15 protein-coding genes and 1 pseudogene are annotated in these 19,084 nt (G+C 70.1%); 3 read left to right on the top strand and 13 right to left on the bottom strand.

The window, feature by feature from the left end:
* Window positions 1–36 precede the first annotated feature (36 nt).
* The 5 genes from metK to mihF form a co-directional block, all read right to left on the bottom strand.
* Complete coding sequence (metK, locus tag EET10_RS11905; protein WP_036401174.1) at window positions 37–1,248, bottom strand: methionine adenosyltransferase; 1,212 nt, start codon at window positions 1,246–1,248, stop codon at window positions 37–39.
* Window positions 1,249–1,374: 126 nt separating this feature from the next.
* Window positions 1,375–2,637 (bottom strand): bifunctional phosphopantothenoylcysteine decarboxylase/phosphopantothenate--cysteine ligase CoaBC, encoded by a 1,263-nt coding sequence (gene coaBC / locus EET10_RS11900; protein ID WP_036401177.1) that lies wholly within the window; start codon window positions 2,635–2,637, stop codon window positions 1,375–1,377.
* 16 nt (window positions 2,638–2,653) lie between these two features.
* A complete protein-coding gene (gene rpoZ, locus EET10_RS11895; RefSeq protein WP_023373127.1) occupies window positions 2,654–2,983 on the bottom strand; it encodes a DNA-directed RNA polymerase subunit omega in 330 nt (109 codons plus the stop codon).
* A 72-nt stretch (window positions 2,984–3,055) separates the two neighbouring features.
* Complete coding sequence (gmk, locus tag EET10_RS11890; RefSeq protein ID WP_244601920.1) at window positions 3,056–3,616, bottom strand: guanylate kinase; 561 nt, start codon at window positions 3,614–3,616, stop codon at window positions 3,056–3,058.
* 92 nt (window positions 3,617–3,708) lie between these two features.
* A complete protein-coding gene (mihF, locus tag EET10_RS11885; RefSeq protein ID WP_015355818.1) occupies window positions 3,709–4,026 on the bottom strand; it encodes an integration host factor, actinobacterial type in 318 nt (105 codons plus the stop codon).
* 627 nt (window positions 4,027–4,653) lie between these two features.
* Between mihF and EET10_RS11880 the strand changes: the two genes are divergently transcribed.
* The gene (locus EET10_RS11880) at window positions 4,654–7,614 is read left to right on the top strand and encodes a PE family protein (RefSeq protein WP_122502167.1); all 2,961 of its coding nucleotides are present in this window, start codon (window positions 4,654–4,656) and stop codon (window positions 7,612–7,614) included.
* A 32-nt stretch (window positions 7,615–7,646) separates the two neighbouring features.
* Here the strand turns inward: EET10_RS11880 and EET10_RS30190 are convergent, their stop codons facing one another.
* Window positions 7,647–7,817: a hypothetical protein gene (locus tag EET10_RS30190; RefSeq protein ID WP_168991026.1), complete on the bottom strand. Its 171-nt coding sequence runs from the start codon at window positions 7,815–7,817 to the stop codon at window positions 7,647–7,649.
* A 41-nt stretch (window positions 7,818–7,858) separates the two neighbouring features.
* On the opposite strand from EET10_RS30190, the pseudogene EET10_RS32280 reads away from it, so the two are divergent.
* Window positions 7,859–8,364: pseudogene (locus EET10_RS32280) on the top strand (lipoprotein LpqH).
* Between the two features lie 13 nt (window positions 8,365–8,377).
* On the opposite strand, the gene pyrF reads toward EET10_RS32280, so the two are convergent.
* The 7 genes from pyrF to pyrR all read right to left on the bottom strand — a co-directional run bounded on the left by pyrF (window position 8,378) and on the right by pyrR (window position 17,150).
* Window positions 8,378–9,202, bottom strand: a complete 825-nt coding sequence (pyrF, locus tag EET10_RS11870) for an orotidine-5'-phosphate decarboxylase (protein ID WP_036401180.1) — start codon at window positions 9,200–9,202, stop codon at window positions 8,378–8,380.
* Window positions 9,199–12,564 carry a carbamoyl-phosphate synthase large subunit gene (gene carB / locus EET10_RS11865; RefSeq protein ID WP_036401182.1) on the bottom strand — a complete coding sequence of 1,122 codons (3,366 nt, stop codon included), beginning with the start codon at window positions 12,562–12,564 and terminating at the stop codon, window positions 9,199–9,201. Before carB ends, pyrF begins: the two co-directional genes overlap by 4 nt.
* An 82-nt stretch (window positions 12,565–12,646) precedes the next feature.
* On the bottom strand, window positions 12,647–13,771 hold the full coding sequence (gene carA / locus EET10_RS11860; protein ID WP_036401185.1) for a glutamine-hydrolyzing carbamoyl-phosphate synthase small subunit: 1,125 nt from the start codon (window positions 13,769–13,771) through the stop codon (window positions 12,647–12,649).
* Window positions 13,768–14,265 carry a PH-like domain-containing protein gene (locus tag EET10_RS11855; RefSeq protein ID WP_036401187.1) on the bottom strand — a complete coding sequence of 166 codons (498 nt, stop codon included), beginning with the start codon at window positions 14,263–14,265 and terminating at the stop codon, window positions 13,768–13,770. The genes carA and EET10_RS11855 overlap by 4 nt, the downstream gene beginning before the upstream one ends.
* 76 nt (window positions 14,266–14,341) lie before the next feature.
* Window positions 14,342–15,634, bottom strand: coding sequence for a dihydroorotase (locus tag EET10_RS11850; protein ID WP_122502166.1), 1,293 nt, complete (start codon window positions 15,632–15,634; stop codon window positions 14,342–14,344).
* Window positions 15,631–16,590, bottom strand: coding sequence for an aspartate carbamoyltransferase catalytic subunit (locus EET10_RS11845; protein ID WP_036401194.1), 960 nt, complete (start codon window positions 16,588–16,590; stop codon window positions 15,631–15,633). The genes EET10_RS11850 and EET10_RS11845 overlap by 4 nt, the downstream gene beginning before the upstream one ends.
* The gene (pyrR, locus tag EET10_RS11840) at window positions 16,587–17,150 is read right to left on the bottom strand and encodes a bifunctional pyr operon transcriptional regulator/uracil phosphoribosyltransferase PyrR (RefSeq protein WP_063468546.1); all 564 of its coding nucleotides are present in this window, start codon (window positions 17,148–17,150) and stop codon (window positions 16,587–16,589) included. Before pyrR ends, EET10_RS11845 begins: the two co-directional genes overlap by 4 nt.
* Window positions 17,151–17,388: 238 nt before the next feature.
* On the opposite strand from pyrR, the gene EET10_RS31620 reads away from it, so the two are divergent.
* Window positions 17,389–19,053: a PE family protein gene (locus tag EET10_RS31620; RefSeq protein ID WP_122502165.1), complete on the top strand. Its 1,665-nt coding sequence runs from the start codon at window positions 17,389–17,391 to the stop codon at window positions 19,051–19,053.
* Window positions 19,054–19,084: the final 31 nt, after the last annotated feature.

Genomic DNA, 19,084 nt, shown 5'->3' with positions numbered 1-19,084 from the left:
CTGGCAGTGCGATTCTGCGACTGCTCGCGCCGGGAACTAGATGGCGCGCTTGAGGTCGTCGACCTTGTTGAGCTGCTCCCACGGCAGCTCGATATCGGTGCGGCCGAAGTGTCCGTAAGCAGCCGTCGGCGCATAGATCGGGCGCAGCAGGTCCAGGTCGCGGATGATCGCCCCGGGCCGCAGGTCGAACACCTCGCCGATGGCCTTTTCGATCTTGACCGGGTCGACCGTTTCGGTGCCGAACGTCTCGACGAACAAGCCCACCGGGGCGGCTTTGCCGATGGCGTAGGCCACCTGCACCTCCACCCGCTCGGCCAGCCCGGCCGCGACGACGTTCTTGGCCACCCAGCGCATCGCGTACGCCGCCGACCGGTCCACCTTGGACGGGTCCTTGCCGGAGAATGCGCCGCCGCCGTGGCGGGCCCAGCCGCCGTAGGTGTCGACGATGATCTTGCGGCCGGTCAGTCCGGCGTCACCCATGGGCCCGCCGAGCACGAACTTGCCGGTCGGGTTCACCAGCACCCGCACCTGTGAGGCATCCAGCGTCTGGTGGGCCAACTCGTCGAGCACACTCGTGAGTACGTGCTGGCGGATGTCAGGATCCAGCGTCTTCTCCAGGTCGATGTCTGCGGCGTGCTGCGTGGAGATGACCACGGTGTCCAGCCGCACCGGGACGTTGTCCTCGTAGGCGATGGTGACCTGCGTCTTGCCATCAGGGCGCAGGTAGGGCAGCACCCCGTTCTTGCGGACCTCGGTCAGCCGCCGCGACAGCCGGTGGGCCAGTGCGATGGGCAGCGGCATCAGTTCAGGAGTGTCGTTGATCGCGTAGCCGAACATCAGCCCCTGGTCGCCGGCGCCCTGAGCGTCCAGCGGGTCCGCCGCGCCTTCGACACGCGCCTCATGGGCGGTGTCGACGCCCTGGGCGATGTCGGGAGACTGTGCCCCGATGCCGATGTTGACACCACAGGACGCCCCGTCGAAGCCCTTGTCCGACGAGTCGTAGCCGATCTGGAGGATGCGGGCGCGCACGGTGTTGGTGATGTCGGCGAACGCCGCTTTCGCCGTGGTGGTCACCTCGCCCACGACGTGCACCTGCCCGGTGGTCACCAACGTCTCGACCGCGACACGGGAGCGGGGATCCTCCGCCAGAAGCGCGTCGAGGACCGAGTCGCTGATCGCATCACAGATCTTGTCGGGATGTCCCTCGGTCACCGACTCACTGGTAAACAGCCGACCCTTTTCGCTCACTCTGCGTCCTTCCAATAATTAGTTAGCCGAATTATATCCTCCGGCAACAATTTCAGTTCGTCCACTCGGGCAAGGGATCGTCCAGCACCTCTCCAGCAGCCGTACAGGCCTCCACCCGCCGATCCGCTACCCGATACAGCCATGCAAAAACGCGACGATCGCGTCAACGATACGACTGGCCATCAGCGTCTTGGAACCGTGCTGCAGCGCCGACTCGGTTCCGTCCGACGCCAGCAGCCAGCCATCGTTGTTGTCCACCTCGAAGGCCCGGCCGTCACCGACGGCGTTGACGACCAGCAGATCGCAGCCCTTGCGCCGCAGCTTTTCCCGAGCGTGAAACAGCACATCGCCATTGGCGTCACCGGTCTCGGCCGCGAACCCCACAATGGCCCGCATCTTGGGCAACTGTCCGTGCTCGCGGGCGCGCACCACGCCGGCCAGGACGTCGTCGTTGCGTACCAACTCGATCGTCGGCGACCCGGTCTGGCCGTCCGGGCCTTTCTTGATCTTGGCGGCCGACACCTGCGCGGGCCGGAAGTCGGCGACGGCCGCCGCCATCACCAACACGTCGACCTCGGGTGCATGCTTGGACACCGCGTCGCCGAGTTGCTGCGCCGAGCTCACGTGCACCACGTTGACACCGGCAGGGTCGATGAGCCCGGCCGTGTGTCCGGCGATCAGTGTCACCTCGGCGCCGCGCTGGGCGGCGACCCGCGCGACGGCGTATCCCTGCTTGCCGGAGCTGCGGTTGCCGATGAAGCGCACCGGGTCGATCGGCTCGCGGGTGCCGCCGGCGGTCACCAGGAGTTTGCGGCCGGCAAGGTCGTAGTGCAGGGCGTCGGGCCGGTCCAGCAGCAGCTGGGCAAAGGTGGTGATCTCCTCGGCCTCGGGCAATCGTCCCGGGCCGCTGTCACTGCCGGTGAGGCGCCCGAATGCGGGTTCGAGCACTACCGCACCACGGCGGCGCAGGGTGGCGACGTTGTCGACGGTGGCCGGGTGCAACCACATCTCGGTGTGCATTGCCGGCGCGAACAGCACCGGGCATCGCGCCGTGAGCAGAGTCGCGGTCAGCAGGTCGTCGGCGCGGCCGTGCACCGCCCGGGCCAGCAGGTCGGCGGTGGCCGGTGCGACGACGACGAGGTCGGCCTGTTGTCCCAGGTGAACGTGTGGGACAGCGGGCACGTCGTCGAAAACGTCGGTGCGCACCGGCTGACCGGAGAGCGCCTCGAAGGTCGCCGCCCCGACAAAGCGCAGCGCGGATTCGGTGGGGATGACCCGGACATGGTGCCCGGCCTCGGCGAGCTGACGAACGACGGTGCAGGCCTTGTAGGCGGCGATACCACCGGAGACGCCGACTATGACCTGTTTGGGGATCCGCTTTCGGTCCATCCGGGGCCCGGCCCTGTTACTCGCCCTCGGTGTGCTCGAGTAGGTCGGCGTGGATCTCGCGCAGGGCGATGGATAGCGGCTTTTCCTGCAACCCGGGCTCGACCAGTGGACCCACGTACTCCAGGATGCCCTCGCCGAGCTGGTTGTAGTAGTCGTTGATCTGCCGGGCGCGCTTCGCCGCGTAAATCACCAGCGCGTATTTGCTCGAGACGCGGTCCAGCAACTCGTCGATGGGCGGGTTGGTGATGCCGAGCGGGGTGTCGTAGGCCCCAATTCCGGCCGATGCCGGATCGAACTGATCCGAGGCGGAACCGGCTAGCGGCGCGTCTGACTGCGGAATACTCACGAAAGACTTTCTCCTGGCGGCGTAGAGCGGTGCGAAAGCGGCAAAATCTCGATTCTCAAATCCGGCTGGGACTCATGCAGAGCCGGGCATAGCACTAACCAGCAAGGATACCAATTCGGCGCACGCAGACTCCAATCGACGGTTCACCACGACCTTGTCGAAGTCGTTTTGGGCCGCCAATTCGATGCGTGCGGTGTCCAGACGGCGGCGGATGACCTCCGGCGTTTCGGTGCCCCGGCCGACCAGTCTGGCCTCCAGGTCTTCCCAGCTGGGCGGCGCCAGAAACACCGTGATGGCCTCGGGCATCGCCTTCTTGATCGCCCTGGCCCCGGCGAGGTCGACCTCGATCAGAACCGGCTCACCTGACGCGGCGGCTTGCCGCACCGGCTTGGCCAGAGTGCCCGAGCGGTGCAGGCCGCCGTGGATATCGGCCCATTCCAACAACTCGCCGCCGTCGATCAATTGCTGGAAGCGGGCCGCGCTGACGAAGTGATAGTCGACGCCATCGACCTCACCCGGGCGCGGGGCACGCGTCGTGGCCGAGACACTGAAGTGCAGGTTCGGAATGCGCTCCCGCAGACACCGGACCACGGTCGACTTGCCGACCGCGGAGGGGCCGGACAACACGACCACAGGTCCCCTGCCCGGCCCCTCGCCCACGCTCACTGGCGTTGCGTGGTCAGCGCCGCCAACAGGCCAGTCGGCCCGCATCGCGGTGGTCGCGGTTAGGCGGAGCCGAACTTTTCCAGCAGCGCCTTGCGCTGACGGTCGCCCAGACCACGCAGGCGGCGAGTCGGCGCGATCTCCAGCTCGGTCATGATTTCCTGCGCCTTGACCTTGCCCACCTTCGGCAACGCCTCAAGCAGCGCGGACACCTTCATCTTGCCCAAGACTTCGTCGGTTTCGGCATCCTTGAGCACCTGGGTGAGGTTGGTGCCGCCACGCTTGAGCCGATCTTTGAGCTCTGCTCGCGCTCGACGTGCGGCAGCAGCCTTCTCCAACGCGGCCGCGCGCTGCTCGTCGGTCAACTGGGGAAGGGCCACGATTCCTCCGTCTCTCATCGATATCAATCGATCATCATTTGTCTCGGCCGGGTACTCCAGCCAGCGCAGACGACCGTACTCACGCTTCCTGACGAAATCTAACCCGACCCCCTGGTTACGGCGACTATTTCTGCTGCGTGGGCCCGGCGCGGCGCATCAGCGAGTGGCTCGCCGGGCCGGGCTGACAGCGGTTTGACATGGTGCCGGACCCACGGCGACACGTCCTCTTCTTGGCCCAGGATAATGCCATCTAGCTGCGGTTTTACTGCTGTTGGCTCAGCTTAGGCCGGGCCGGGCCGGGCGGTCCCGGGCGGCACGGCGCCGGGCCCGCCAGCCGCAGTGGCGTGGACCACGCAGAAAGGTCGCGCCTCGCGCGTGTCGCGCTGCATCCGATTCTTGGTGGGCCGTCGTGCCCGAGTGGGCTGGCACTCCATAACCTGCTCGCTTCCCCCGTCCCACCTGACAGCCGTCAACCGCGCCGGATCCCTCACCGCCGATGCGGAAACAAGCGCGCGCGGTCGCCAAAAAGCCAGGTCGACTGGCGCACCTTGCACTACGATCCATGCCTGCCGACTTACGAATAGTGCAAGGGCCATCACTTACCGGGACTCGTCGCGGAGGTATGAGATGTCGTTTGTGATCTCGGCGCCCGAGGCACTGTTAGCCGCGACAAGGGACCTGGCCGACATCGGTTCGACGCTCAGCGCAGCCAACGAGGCCGCCGCAGGCCCGACAACGAGGGTGCTGGCCGCGGGCGCTGATGAGGTGTCGGCGGGCATCGCGGCGTTGTTCGGGTCGCACGGGGCGGCATATCAGGCGCTGTGCACCGAGGCGGCGGCGTTTCATGATCAGTTTTCCCAGGCGTTGAGCGCCGCCGCCGGCTCATATGCCAGCGCCGAGGCCGCCAACGTCCAGCAGATCCTGACGAGCGCGCTGACTGGCGGCTGGGCGCCGGCGGCCGCGCAGCCCCCCAACCTCGGGCAGGAGTTGCTTGACCTGGTGAACGCGCCCACCCAGACGCTGTTCAACCGCCCGCTGATCGGCAACGGCGCCAACGGCGCACCGGGAACTGGGGCGCCCGGCGGGCCGGGTGGGTACTTGTTCGGCAACGGCGGGGCGGGCGGGTCGGGCGCGCCTGGTATGCCGGGCGGCAACGGCGGGGACGCCGGACTGTTCGGGGCCGGGGGCACCGGCGGTACTGGCGGGCCCAACACCACGGTCGGCGGCACCGGCGGGGCCGGTGGCAACGGCGGATTCGGCGGATTGTTGTACGGCCCAGGCGGCGCCGGCGGGGTGGGCGGCGGCGCTGGGGCCACGGGCAGCGCCGGCGGGGCCGGCGGGGCGGGCGGGCTCGGTGGGCTGTTCGGCGCCGGCGGCGCCGGCGGAGCCGGCGGGCTCGGGGGCGGCACCGGCGATGGCGGGGCCGGCGGGGCGGGCGGGGCCAGCCGGCTGATCGGCGACGGCGGGGCTGGTGGTTCCGGCGGCCTCGGCGGCACCACCGCCGGTGACGGAGGCGCCGGCGGCGCCGGCGGCGCAGCTGGCGTGCTCTACGGCAGCGGAGGCGCCGGCGGGGACGGCGGGTTTAGCTTCAAAGGCGACGGCGGTATCGGCGGGGCCGGCGGGCACGGCGGCTCGCTGATCGGCAGCGGCGGCGCCGGCGGGTACGGCGGGACCGCCGACTCCAATTTCGGTGGGGCCGGTGGTAACGGTGGGCACGGCGGGTTGGTCGGCAACGGAGGTGGCGGCGGCAATGGCGGGCCTAGTCCCACCGGCGTCGGCGGCGCCGGGGGCAACGGAGGGTCCGCAACGCTGTTCGGTTCCGGCGGGATGGGCGGCGACGGCGGGGCGTCCTCGAAGGGCAGCGGCGGGTCCGCCGGAAATGGCGGCGACGGCGGCCTATTGTTCGGCTTCGGCGGCGACGGTGGTGAAGGCGGGCATAGCGCAACGGGCACCAGCGCCGGAAACGGCGGGTCCGGCGGCAACGCCTACGGGTTCGGCTCCGCCGGTAACGGCGGCCCCGGCGCGGTCGCCGGGGCCGGTCTCGGCGGAGCCGGCGGAGCCGGCGGCAACGCCTACGGGTTTGGCGACGGCGGCCACGGCGGGGCCGGCGGGTTCAGCGGCGGCGCCGGCGACAACGGCGGCAAAGGCGGGGCCGGCGGCAACGCACGTCTCAGCGGCGCGGGCGGGGCCGGCGGCGCAGGCGGGGCCAGCGCCCTGAGCAGCGGCGGGGCCGGCGGTAACGGCGGATTCGGCGGATTGTTATACGGCCCAGGCGGCGCCGGCGGGGTGGGCGGCGGCGCTGGGGCCACGGGCAGCGCCGGCGGGGCCGGCGGGGCGGGCGGGCTGGGTGGGCTGTTCGGCGCCGGCGGCGCCGGCGGAGCCGGCGGGGCCGGGGGCGGCACCGGCGATGGCGGGGCCGGCGGGCACGGCGGGGCCAGCCGGCTGATCGGCGACGGCGGGGCTGGTGGTGCCGGCGGCCTCGGCGGCACCACCGCCGGTGACGGAGGCGCCGGCGGAGCCGGCGGCGCAGCTGGCGTGCTCTACGGCGCCGGCGGTGCCGGCGGCGCTGGCGGGTACAGCTTCAAAGGCGATGGCGGCGTCGGCGGGGCCGGCGGGCACGGCGGCTCGCTGATCGGCAGCGGCGGCGCCGGCGGGTACGGCGGGGTGGCCGACTCCAATTTCGGTGGGGCCGGCGGTAAGGGTGGGGACGGCGGGGCGTTCGGCAACGGAGGTGACGGCGGCAAAGGCGGGCCCAGTCCTACCGGCGTCGGCGGCGCCGGGGGCAACGGAGGGTCCGCAACGCTGTTCGGTTCCGGCGGCATGGGCGGCGAAGGCGGATCCACCTCCAAAGGCAGCGGCGGGTCCGCCGGTAATGGCGGCGACGGCGGCCTATTGTTCGGCTTCGGCGGCGACGGTGGTGAAGCCGGGCATAGCGCAACGGGCACCAGCGCCGGAAACGGCGGGTCCGGCGGCAACGCCTACGGGTTCGGCTCCGCCGGTAACGGCGGCCCCGGCGGGTTCGCCGGGGCCGGTCTCGGCGGAGCCGGCGGAGCCGGCGGCAACGCCTACGGGTTTGGCGACGGCGGCCACGGCGGGGCCGGCGGGTTCAGCGGCGGCGCCGGCGACAACGGCGGCAAAGGCGGGGCCGGCGGCAACGCACGTCTCAGCGGCGCGGGCGGGGCCGGCGGCGCAGGCGGGGCCAGCGCCCTGAGCAGCGGCGGGGCCGGCGGTAACGGCGGGTGGGCCGGCGCGTTCAGTGGCAGTGGCGGCACGGGCGGCACCGGCGGGGCCAGCGAAGCCGCCGGTGGCACAGGCGGGGCCGGCGGGGATGGTGGCACCGCACTCGGTATTTTCGGTTCCGGAGGTAACGGCGGGGTCGGCGGCAGCGCCACCGGCACCGGAGCCACCACCGGCGGGGCCGGTGGGGCCGGCGGCAAGGCTGGGCTGATCGGCGACGGCGGGAACGGTGGTAACGGCGGTGACGTCACCAGCGCCGTCGGCACCGGTGGCGCCGGCGGTGCCGGCGGCGACAGTGGGAAGCTGATCGGCGCACCCGGCTTCGCCGGACAAAACGGGGTGCTGTTGTAGCCGGCAGGGCGGGTGCGCCGCTCGGCCCGCAATCACACCGCGGCGAGGTAGGCGACGATGTCGCGCATCCGTTCGGCAGCCGCGCGCTGCGCCCGGATCGCAACCACCACGGCAACCTCGGCAGGCAGGGTCTGGGCGCCAAAGTTATCGCCTTCGGTGCCCACCGTGGGAGTCCTACCGGCAACGCCGTCAGAGGCATACATTTCTCCTGGCCCGTCTCCTGGCCCGGCAACAGAGGACTGCGATGACGAATTCGCGCGGAACCGTTCGGAAGGTTCTCGGCACTATCGCGTTCGGTGCTGTCGTGCTGGGCGTCACTGTGCCGGCATGCTCGACGCAAGGCGGCCAGCCAGCTTCGTCGCCGAGCTCGAGTCCGGTCGCCAGCAACGCGACCGTGACCGTCGAAGGGCGTTCTCACGCAATCACCGGCGGGGTCGAGTGTCGCACCTCGCCGGCGCATCCGAGCGCGACGCCAACAGAGTCGGGGAATCAGACGACGCGCATCAGCGCCTACGACGATTCAGCATCGGTGACCCTGTCCCTGTCGGATCAAACACCGCCGGGCGTCAACGGCTTTACGATCTTGCTCAAGACGGGAAGCACCACCTACCAGCTGCCCTACCTGGACACCAGGTCCGGCGACCCAAAGACGGCAAGAGATACACGGTCACCGGGACGGGCCAAGCTTTCCCAGAGGGGCAAGGCACTATGCGCGAGCTATCGTTCCGGGTCGACGTGACCTGTCCGTGAGCGGGACGGGCCGCTACACCGCCGACAGGTAGGCGACGGCCTCGAGTAATCGTTGGGCCGCGGACCGGATCGCCGCGATACCGGGACCCGCCCGCAACACCTCACGCGACACCGCGGGCAACAGCTGGTCCGGCGTCGCCCCGCCCAGTCCGCCGAGCGCCTCGGGCCGCCCGCCCTGCACGCCGACACCGGGCACCAGCACCGGTCCGCCCAGGGCGCTCAGGTCGGGGGGCTGCAGGACGGTTGCCCCGACGACCACGCCGACGGATCCGGGACCGGGTTCGCTCGCCCGGTTGGCTGCGGCGACGTGATCGACGATCAGTTGCGCCACCGTGCGGCCCTCGGCGTCGGCGCGCTGCACCGTCGCACCCTCGGGATTGGAGGTGGCCGCCAGCACGAACACCCCTCGGTCATGAGCCGCAGCGACCTCCAGCAGCGGCCGCAGCGACCCGAACCCCAGATACGGCGAGGCGGTCACGGCGTCTGCGGCCAGCGGCGAGTCGCCGGCCCAGGCCGTGGCGTAGGCGGCCATCGTGGAGCCGATGTCGCCGCGCTTGGCATCCGCCAGCACGAGCACCCCGTTGGCTCGTAACGTGGCAATGGTGCGTTCCAGCACCGTGTATCCCGCGGCGCCGTAGGCCTCGAAGAACGCCACTTGCGGCTTGACCACCGCGAAACCGGCGTAGGCCTGCACGCAGATATCGCAGAACGCGGCCAGGCCGTCGGCGGTGGCCGGCAGATCCCAGGCCCGCAGCAGCTCGGGGTGGGGATCGATGCCCAAACACAGCGGTCCCCGGCGCGCCTTGGCCTCGGCCAGCCGGACGCCGAAGCCGGTCACCGGTCGGCGCTCCGCGTATCGATCGCGCGGTGCAGCTCCTGCAGCGACCGCACCCCGATGTCGCCGCGGATCCCGGCTTCGATGCCCTGTACGGCGGCCGATGCGCCCTGCACCGTGGTGATGCACGGAATGTTGACGGCCACCGCGACCGAACGGATCTCGTAGCCGTCGATGCGCGGACCGGAATTGCCGTAGGGAGTATTGATGACCATGTCAACCTCGCCGGCTCGGATCGCGTCGACGGCCGACATCTCGGGGCGGCCAGGTTGCGGTGACTCGAAATGCTTGCGTACTTCGTCACACGGAATCCCGTTGCGGCGCAGCATCTCTGCGGTCCCTTCGGTGGCCAGAACGCGAAACCCCAAGTCGGCGAGCCGTTTCACCGGGAACACCAGCGAGCGCTTGTCGCGGTTGGCGACCGAGACGAACACCGTCCCGTGGGCCGGCAGCGAGCCGTAGGCTGCCGTCTGACTCTTGGCGAACGCGCTGCCGAAATCACGGTCGATGCCCATCACCTCGCCGGTGGATTTCATCTCCGGGCCCAGCAGCGAATCGATGGCGGCGCCGTCGGCGCGGCGGAACCGGTGGAACGGCAACACGGCTTCTTTGACCGCGATGGGGGCGTAGGGGTCGGCGTTCCCGCCGTCACCGGAGGCTACCAGCATCCCTTCGGCACGCAGCTGAGAAATACTGGCGCCCAACATGATCCGGGCGCACGCCTTGGCGAGCGGGACGGCGGTGGCCTTGGATACGAAAGGCACGGTACGGCTGGCGCGCGGATTGGCCTCCAGGACGTAGAGGACGTCGTCTTTGAGTGCGTATTGCACGTTGAGCAGCCCGACCACCCCGATCCCGTGCGCAATGGCTTCGGTGGCCTTACGCACCTTCTCGATGTCGCTGCGGCCCAACGTCACCGGCGGCAGAGCGCAGGCCGAATCGCCGGAGTGGACGCCGGCTTCCTCGATGTGTTCCATGATTCCGCCGATGTAGACCTCGGCGCCGTCGCAGAGCGCATCCACGTCGATCTCCACCGCATCTTCGAGGAAACGGTCTACAAGCACCGGATGTTCGGGCGAGAGCTGGGTGGCCCGGGTGATGTAGCCCTTCAGCGTCTCCTCGTCGTAGACGATCTCCATGCCCCGGCCACCCAACACATACGACGGCCGCACCAGCACCGGATAGCCGATCTCGTCGGCGATCCGGCGGGCCTGCGCGAACGTCGTCGCGGTGCCGTATTTCGGCGCCGGCAACCCCGCGGTGCACAGCAGATCGCCGAAGGCACCGCGGTCCTCGGCCAGATCGATCGCCTCCGGTGGGGTGCCCACGATCGGGACGCCGGCGTCGGCAAGTCGCTGCGCCAGCCCGAGCGGGGTCTGGCCGCCGAGTTGCACGATCACACCCGCCACTCCAGATTGAGGACCGGGGCCGCCTGCGGCCGACTGTTGCTCGGCGTGGAACACCTCGAGCACGTCCTCGAAGGTCAGCGGCTCGAAGTACAGCCGGTCGGCGGTGTCGTAGTCGGTGGACACCGTCTCCGGGTTGCAGTTGATCATCACGGTCTCAAAACCGGCCTGGCTCAACGTGGTTGCCGCGTGCACGCAGCTGTAGTCGAATTCGATGCCCTGCCCGATGCGGTTGGGCCCGGACCCCAGGATCAGCACTTTGGGTTTCTCGGTCTGCGGCGCCACCTCCGTCTCGGCGGCCGGGTCCAGCTCGTAGCTGCTGTAATGGTAGGGCGTCTTGGCCTCGAACTCCGCCGCGCAGGTGTCCACCGTCTTGTACACCGGGTGGATGTCCAGCCGCTCGCGCAGTGATCGGACCCCGGCCTCCCCCGCCAATTCCGGCCGCAGTGACGCGATCTGGCGATCCGACAGTCCGCTGTGTTTGGCGTGTCGCAGCAACTCGGCGTCCAGTACCGGCGCGTCGACCAGTTCGGCGCGCAGCTTGACCAGCTCACCGATCTGGGCGACGAACCACGGGTCGACACCGCTGGCCTCGGCGGCTTGTTCCACCGAGGCACCCAGCCGCAGGGCCAGTTCGATGTCGTAGAGCCGGCCTTCGGTGGGGGTCTGCAGCCGGGTGAGCACCTCATCGACGTCGCCTTCGGGGTCGGGGGCCGTCCAGAACCCGGCGCGGGTGGTCTCCAGCGAGCGCATCACCTTGCCGAGCGCCTCGACGAAGTTGCGGCCCAACGACATTGCCTCGCCCACGGATTTCATGGTGGTGGTCAGCGTCGGGTCGGCGCCGGGGAATTTCTCGAATGCGAACCGCGGCGCCTTGACCACGACGTAGTCCAGGGTGGGCTCGAAGCAGGCCGGGGTTTCCTTGGTGATGTCGTTGACGATCTCGTCGAGGGTGTATCCGATGGCCAGCTTCGCGGCGATCTTAGCGATCGGGAACCCGGTGGCCTTGGACGCCAACGCACTTGACCGCGACACCCGCGGGTTCATCTCGATCACGATCAGCCGGCCGTCGCGGGGGTTGACCGCGAACTGGATGTTGCAGCCGCCGGTGTCCACACCGACCTCGCGCAGGATCGCGATGCCCAGATCACGCATCCGCTGGTACTCGCGGTCGGTCAGGGTCATCGCCGGCGCGACGGTGACCGAGTCGCCGGTGTGCACGCCCAGCGGGTCGACGTTTTCGATCGAGCACACCACCACCACGTTGTCGTGGCCGTCGCGCATCAGCTCGAGCTCGAATTCCTTCCAGCCGTAAATCGATTCTTCGATCAGCACGTTGGCGCTGGGTGAGGCGGCCAGCCCGGCACCGGCCATCCGGTCCACCTCGTCGGCCGAATGCGCCATCCCCGAGCCCAGCCCGCCCATGGTGAACGACGGCCGCACCACCACCGGCAGGCCGAGCTCGGCCACCGTCTCGCGGACCTCGTCCATGGTGAAACAGACTCGGCTGCGGGCCGATTCGCCGCCGACCTTGGTGACGATGTCCTTGAACCGCTGCCGGTCCTCGCCGCGCTGGATGGCGTCGAAGTCTGCGCCAATCAGCTCGACCCCGTAGCGTTCCAGCACCCCGTTCTCGTACAGCGCGACCGCGGTGTTGAGCGCTGTCTGGCCCCCCAACGTGGCCAGCAGCGCGTCGATCTTGTTGCCGCGCTCGGCCTGTTGGGCGATCACCCGTTCGACGAAGGCCGGGGTGATGGGCTCGACGTAGGTGTGGTCGGCGTATTCCGGGTCGGTCATGATGGTGGCCGGGTTGGAGTTGACCAGGCTGACCTGCAGTCCCTCGGCGCGCAGCACCCGGCAGGCCTGGGTGCCGGAGTAGTCGAACTCGCAGGCCTGTCCGATGACGATCGGCCCCGAGCCGATGACCAGGACGTGGCGCAAGTCGGAGCGACGCGGCACTAGCAGTCCCCTTTCTGGGCGCGAGCGTATGCAGCTGTACGCCTGTTACGGCGTGTCGCTGTATGGACACCCGCCCTCACCATCACTGGCCCTCCATCAGCTCGACAAATTGGTCGAACAGGTACTCCGCGTCGTGCGGACCGGCTGCGGCCTCCGGGTGGTATTGCACCGAAAAGGCCCGTCCGTCAGTCAGTCTGACGCCCTCGACCACCCCGTCGTTGGCGCAGGTGTGGCTGACGACGGCCGGGCCGAAGGGCGTGTCGAAGCGCTGGCCGGCCTCCCCCTCCAGCGCGAAGCCGTGGTTTTGCGCGGTCACCGCGACCCGTCCGGTGGCGTGGTCGATCACCGGGATGTTGATCCCGCGGTGACCGAAGACCATCTTGTAGGTCGACAGCCCCAGCGCGCGGCCCAGGATCTGATTACCGAAACAGATGCCGAACAACGGGATTCCTGCGCCCAGCACCTCACGGGTGAGCGCGACGACGCGGTCGGCGGTCGCCGGGTCACCGGGGCCGTTGGACAGGAACACGCCGTGTGGGTTGATGTCGGCGATCTGGTCGAAACTCGCCGACGAGGGCAGTACGTAACTGCGGATCCCGCGCCGGGCGAAGTTGCGCGGCGTGTTGGTCTTGATACCCAGGTCGAGTGCGACGACGGTGAGCCTGGGAAGTCCCGGTGGCCCTTCGGGTTCGACGACATACGGCTGCGGGGTACTGACCTCGCCGGCGAGATCGGCGCCCAGCATGGGCGGCTGACCCTGCACGCGCTGCAGCAGCTCGGCCGGCTCGGCCAACGACTCGCCGGAGAAGACACCTGCCTTCATCGACCCTCGGCTGCGCAGATGACGCACCACGGCCCGGGTGTCGATGCCGGCGATGCCGACGATGTGCTGGCGGATCAGCTCGTCTTCGAGGGTGCCGGTGGCGCGCCAGTTGGAGGCTCGCGGCGACGGGTCACGCACCGCGTAGCCGGCGACCCAGATCTTGTCGCCGCGGCTCTCGGCGTCCTCGCCGTTCCAGCCGGTGTTGCCGATCTGCGGCGCGGTGGCCACCACGATCTGGCGGTGATAGCTGGGGTCGGTCAGCGTCTCCTGGTAACCGGACATGCCAGTGCTGAACACGGCTTCGCCCAGGGTTTGGCCGATGGCGCCGAACGGCGTTCCGGTGAAGACGCGGCCGTCCTCAAGTACCAGCAGGGCCTTGGTCACGCGGCTCCTTCCAACCAGCCGTGGTAGTCGTCGCGGTTATCCGCGCGAAACCCGGTGTCGATTTCGGTGCCCGACGGAAGTTGCCACCGGATCGCCAAAATCCCGTCCCGGGCGGCGACCTTACCGACGATGCCGCGCTCGGCACGCAGCGCGGTAATGGACTGCCGGGGAATCCAAAGCGGCTGCGCACCAACGCGTTCCATCAGAATTCCGATCGGATAGCGGCTCAGCACCGCCCTGCTGCGGTACCCGAGATCGCCCACCGCCACCCGGTCGTTCCAGGCTGGCGACAACGTGCAGCCGACATAGATGCCGCGGGTGGTGATAGACGCGGGACCCAGTTCGTCAGGCACGTCGGGCAACTCGCCGATCAGTTCGGCCTGCTGCTGCGAGCGCCGCCGCCAGCCGCGCATCATCAGCGCGATCACCACCGTGATCGTCACCACCAGCACCGCCGCGAAGATCATCGAGCCCGCCAGCGTGCCCGAGTTCATGCGCGCCGCTCCTCTCCCCCGCAAGCGGGAGGTACCCCCACATCGCTCTGTTGCTGTGCATCGTCACCGGCGCGGTTCATGCGGGACTCTTTCCGTCCCGGGCGGTGACCTTCCCGCGCAGTAAGGTCAACGTCACGGCGGCCGGCAATGTCATCGACTCGTAGGGAGTGTTGGCCGACCGGCTGGCCAGCTCGGCCCCGGAGACCGTCCAGGTGGCGTCGGGGTCCACCACGGTCAGATTGGCCGGCTCCCCCACCTGCAGCGGGCGCCCCTGATCAGGCAAGCCCACGATCCGCGCCGGATTCTCGCTCATCACCCGCGCCACGCCGCGCCAGTCCAACAGGCCCGGCCGCACCATGGTCTGCACCACCACCGACAGGGCCGTCTGCAACCCGAGCATGCCGGGGCGCGCTGCGGCGAATTCGACACACTTCTCATGCTCGGCGTGCGGGGCGTGGTCGGTGGCCACACAGTCGATGATCCCCTCGGCCAGTGCTTGCCGCAGTGCGATGGTGTCTACGGCTTCGCGCAGCGGCGGGTTGACCCGGTTCACCCCGTCGTAGCCGGCCAGTCGGCCGTCGTCGAGCAGCAAATGGTGTGGGGTGACCTCGGCTGTGATCGAAATACCTTGGCCTTTAGCCCATTTCAGGATCTCCACAGTACCCGCGGTAGAGGCGTGGCAGATGTGCACCCGGGCGCCCGCATCGCGGGCCAGCAGCGCGTCGCGGGCCACGATGGATTCCTCGGCGGCCCTCGGCCAGCCCGACAGGCCCAGCCGCGCGGCGTTCGGGCCCTCGTGCGCGACGGCCCCGACGGTCAGCCTGGGCTCCTCGGCGTGCTGGGCGATCAGCACGCCCAGGCCGGTGGCATATTCCAGGGCGCGGCGCATCACCAGCGGGTCGTGCACGCAGACGCCGTCGTCGGAGAACATCCGTACCTGTGCGGCGCCGGCGTTCATCATGCCCATCTCGGTGAGTTCGGCTCCGGCCAGCCCCACCGTCACCGCGCCGACCGGGTGTACGTCGACCAGGCCAACCTCCTGACCGTGGCGCCACACGTGGTCGGTGACCACCGGGCTGTCGGCCACCGGATGGGTGTTGGCCATTGCGAATACCGCGGTGTAGCCGCCCAAAGCCGCTGCGGCCGAGCCAGTTTCGATATCCTCGGCGTATTCGCGGCCGGGCTCGCGCAGATGGGTGTGCAGGTCGACCAGTCCGGGCAGCAGAACCTGGCCGGTGGCGTCGATGACGTCGGCCCGCTCCGGGATGGCCAGCCCCGCGCCGATGTCGGCGATCTGGCCGTCATCGACCAGTACATCGACCCGCTCCCCCTCGCCGTAGAGCCGCACCCCGCGGATCAGCACACTCACGCCGCGCCTTCTTTCCCGGCCGACTCGGCCCCCACCAGCAGGTGGAACAACACCGCCATCCGCACATGAACACCGTTGGAAACCTGTTGCAGCACAGCCGATTGCGACGAGTCGGCAACCGAAAAAGCGATCTCCATACCACGCAGCATCGGCCCGGGATGCAGCACCACGGCACGGCCGGGCAGCATCGCCTGCCGCCGGTCGGAAAGGCCGTAGCGCACCGAATACTCACGCGCGGACGGGAAGAAACCGCCGGTCATCCGCTCGGCCTGCACCCGCAGCATCAGCACCGCGTCGGCGGCCGGTAATTCGGCGTCGAAGTCGTAGGACACGGTGACGGGCCAACCGTCAGCCCCCACCGGCAGCAATGTCGGCGGCGCCACCAGCACCACCTCAGCGCCCAGCGTGTGCAGCAACATGACGTTGGAGCGCGCCACCCGGCTGTGCAGGATGTCGCCGACGATCACGACGCGACGGCCCTCGATGCCGCCGAGCCGCTGCCGGATGGTCAGCGCATCCAGCAGCGCCTGGGTGGGGTGCTCGTGGGTGCCATCGCCGGCGTTGATCACCGACGGGCCGTCCTCGCCGTTTCTGGTCCAGTCGGCCAGCAAACGCGCCGCACCCGAGGCCGGGTGCCGGATGATCAGGGCATCGGCGCCGGCCGCACGCAGGGTCAGCGCGGTGTCGCGCAGCGACTCGCCCTTGCCCACCGAGGATCCGGTCGCGCTGACGTTGATCACGTCGGCGCTCATCCACTTACCGGCCACCTCGAAGGACACCCGGGTTCGGGTCGAATTCTCGTAGAACATGGTGACGATGGTGCGGCCGCGCAGGGTCGGCAGTTTGCGGACCTCGCGGCCCACCAGAGCCTGCGCGAACCGGTCGGCATCGTCGAGGATGGCGGTGGCTTCGTCACGGCTCAGGTCACCGGCCGCCAGGAGGTGCCGCGGGGTCATCGCGAGATCACCACGCCGTCGTGCCCGTCGTGTTCGCGCAGCTGCACGTGCACGCTCTCGCTGCGGGAGGTCGGCACGTTCTTGCCGACGTAATCGGCGCGCACCGGCAGTTCCCGGTGGCCGCGGTCGACCAGGACGGCCAACTGCACCGCGCGGGGCCGGCCCACATCGCGCAACGCGTCCAACGCCGAGCGCACCGAGCGCCCGGAATACAGCACGTCGTCGACGAGAATCACCAGCGCATCGTCGATACCACCGGCCGGGATGGAGGTCTCTTCCAGCGGCCGCGGCGGTTTGCTCATCAGGTCGTCGCGGTACAGCGTGATGTCCAGCGCGCCATGGGCAACCTCGACACCGCTGTATTCACGGATATGGGTTGCCAGCCGCCGGGCCAGGGTCACGCCGCGGGTCGGGATGCCCAGCAGCACCACCCTCGGCGAGTCGGGGCTATCGAGCGCAGTTTTTTCGATGACCTGGTGCGCGATGCGGGAAATGGTGCGACCGACGTCGGCGGCGGACATCAGTTCGCGGCCGTTCGCGGCATCACTCGCAGTAGCCATGCGAGACGGTGACCTCCTTCTCCGCCTCTCTGGACGGATCGTTAAAGGATGTCGGCTGCGGGGCAGCCTAGCACTGCCCTGCCCGCACGACGATGCAGGGCGCGCATTGGGCGTAGGTGGCCGCGCAGCGGCTACGGGCGTGCGGGTATTGGCCAGAAGCCTGTCCCTGAAAACGTTCTCCGATACGCCGCAACGGCGATAACATCGAACTGTTGCTCTGTGCCGTGAGGGGCGTCGAATGTCATTTGCGGTCGCAGTGCCAGAGGCACTGACGGCGGCCGCTGCGGATGTGGCCGGTATCGGTGCTGTGCTCAAGGTGGCTAACGCCGTCGCCTTGGCTCCGATCACAACGGTGCTGGCGGCGGGCCAGGATGAGGTATCGGCGGCGGTCGCGGCGCTGTTCGCTTCGCATGGCCAGGCCTATCAGGTGATCAGCGCCCAGGCGGAGACGTTCCATGCCCGGTTCGCGCAGGGTTTGACGTCCGCGGCCGGTTGGTATGCCAGCGCCGAAGCCGCCAACGCCTCGCCGTTGCAAACGGTGGAGCAGGAGGTGCTCGGCGTGATCAATGCGCCCAGCCAGGCGCTGTTGGGACGCCCATTGATCGGTGACGGCACCAATGGTGGGCCGGGGCAGGCGGGCGGGCCCGGCGGGTTTTTGTACGGCAACGGCGGCAACGGCGGCGCCAGCAACACCGCTGGTGTGTCCGGCGGCGCAGGTGGACCGGCAGGGTTGTGGGGCGATGGTGGGGCTGGCGGGGCCGGTTTCAATGCCGGCGCCGGTGTCGCCGGTACCAACGGCGGGGCCGGCGGTAACGGCGGGTGGCTGGTCGGCAACGGCGGGCCCGGTGGCGCCGGCGGGGCGAGCGGAGGCAGTGCCGCTGCACCGCTTTCCGGCGGTGCTGGCGGCGCCGGTGGCAATGCAATCGGGTTATTCGGCAGCGGCGGCGCCGGCGGTAATGGTGCGACCGGCAGCACCGGCAGCACCGGCCTCGTTGGCGACGGCGCTCCCGGTGGCGACGGCGGGCTGGGCGCGCCCGGTGGGCACGCCGGAGTGCTCTACGGCACCGGCGGCGCCGGCGGGGCCGGCGGGGCCGGCGGGGCTGGTGGCGCGGGCGCCTACTACCAAAACGGCTTCGCCGGCGGCGCCGGCGGCAACGGTGCCATGGGTGGAGCGGGTGGAGCTGGTGGCGGGCTGGTGGGCGTCGGCGGGTCCGGCGGCGCCGGCGGGGCTGGTGGGGTTGGCGGCGACGGCGGCCCCGGCAACGAAGCCGGCGGCGCGGGCGGCGCCGGCGGCGCGGCCGGCATGGGCGGAGCGGGTGGGGCTGGCGGCGGGCTGGTGGGCGTCGGCGGGTCCGGCGGCGCAGGCGGGTCCGGCGGCGCAGGCGGCGCAGGCAACAACGGCGGCCTCGGCGGCAAAGGCGGCCCCGAATTTGGCGATGGCGGCAAGGGCGGCGTGGGCGGCGCCGCCGCCATCGGCGGAGCGGGCGGAGCCGGCGGCGGACTGGTGGGCTTCGGCGGCGCCGGCGGTAACGGTGGTGCCGGAGGTGATGGCGGCGACGGCGGCATCGGTGACGTGAGCGGCGCCGGCGGCGCCGGCGGTGATGGCGGTGATGGCGGCGCCGCCGCCACCGGCGGCGGCGGTGGTATCGCTGGGTTGGTGTACGGCACCGGCGGCGCCGGCGGTGCCGGTGCCACCGGTGGTAGTCCCGGTTCCGGCGGCACCGGCAGTCCCGCCGGCACATCCGGCTTGGCGGGTGCCGCCTCCGGCGGCGGTGATGGCGGCAGCGCCCAACTCGTCGGCGACGGCGGTGCTGGCGGGGCCGGTGTCGACGGCGCGCCCGGCGGTGACGGCGGCGCCGGCGGAAAGCTCTTCGGCAATGCCGGCGCAACGGGACCGGCGTAGTGGATCTGCTAATTCTGTTGCTAGGATGACG

It is taken from the genome of Mycobacterium pseudokansasii, assembly GCF_900566075.1.
Lineage (GTDB): Bacteria > Actinomycetota > Actinomycetes > Mycobacteriales > Mycobacteriaceae > Mycobacterium > Mycobacterium pseudokansasii.
This window is presented reverse-complemented; position numbering and strand designations above follow the sequence as displayed.

Excerpts from the sequence above, each read along its gene's own strand:
- EET10_RS11880 (WP_122502167.1), top strand. The coding sequence starts at position 4,654 with ATGTCGTTTGTGATCTCGGCGCCCGAGGCACTGTTAGCCGCGACAAGG.
- pyrR (WP_063468546.1), bottom strand. The coding sequence starts at position 17,150 with ATGGCTACTGCGAGTGATGCCGCGAACGGCCGCGAACTGATGTCCGCC.
- EET10_RS11845 (WP_036401194.1), bottom strand. The coding sequence starts at position 16,590 with ATGACCCCGCGGCACCTCCTGGCGGCCGGTGACCTGAGCCGTGACGAA.
- EET10_RS30190 (WP_168991026.1), bottom strand. The coding sequence starts at position 7,817 with ATGTATGCCTCTGACGGCGTTGCCGGTAGGACTCCCACGGTGGGCACC.
- EET10_RS11855 (WP_036401187.1), bottom strand. The coding sequence starts at position 14,265 with ATGAACTCGGGCACGCTGGCGGGCTCGATGATCTTCGCGGCGGTGCTG.
- coaBC (WP_036401177.1), bottom strand. The coding sequence starts at position 2,637 with ATGGACCGAAAGCGGATCCCCAAACAGGTCATAGTCGGCGTCTCCGGT.
- EET10_RS31620 (WP_122502165.1), top strand. The coding sequence starts at position 17,389 with ATGTCATTTGCGGTCGCAGTGCCAGAGGCACTGACGGCGGCCGCTGCG.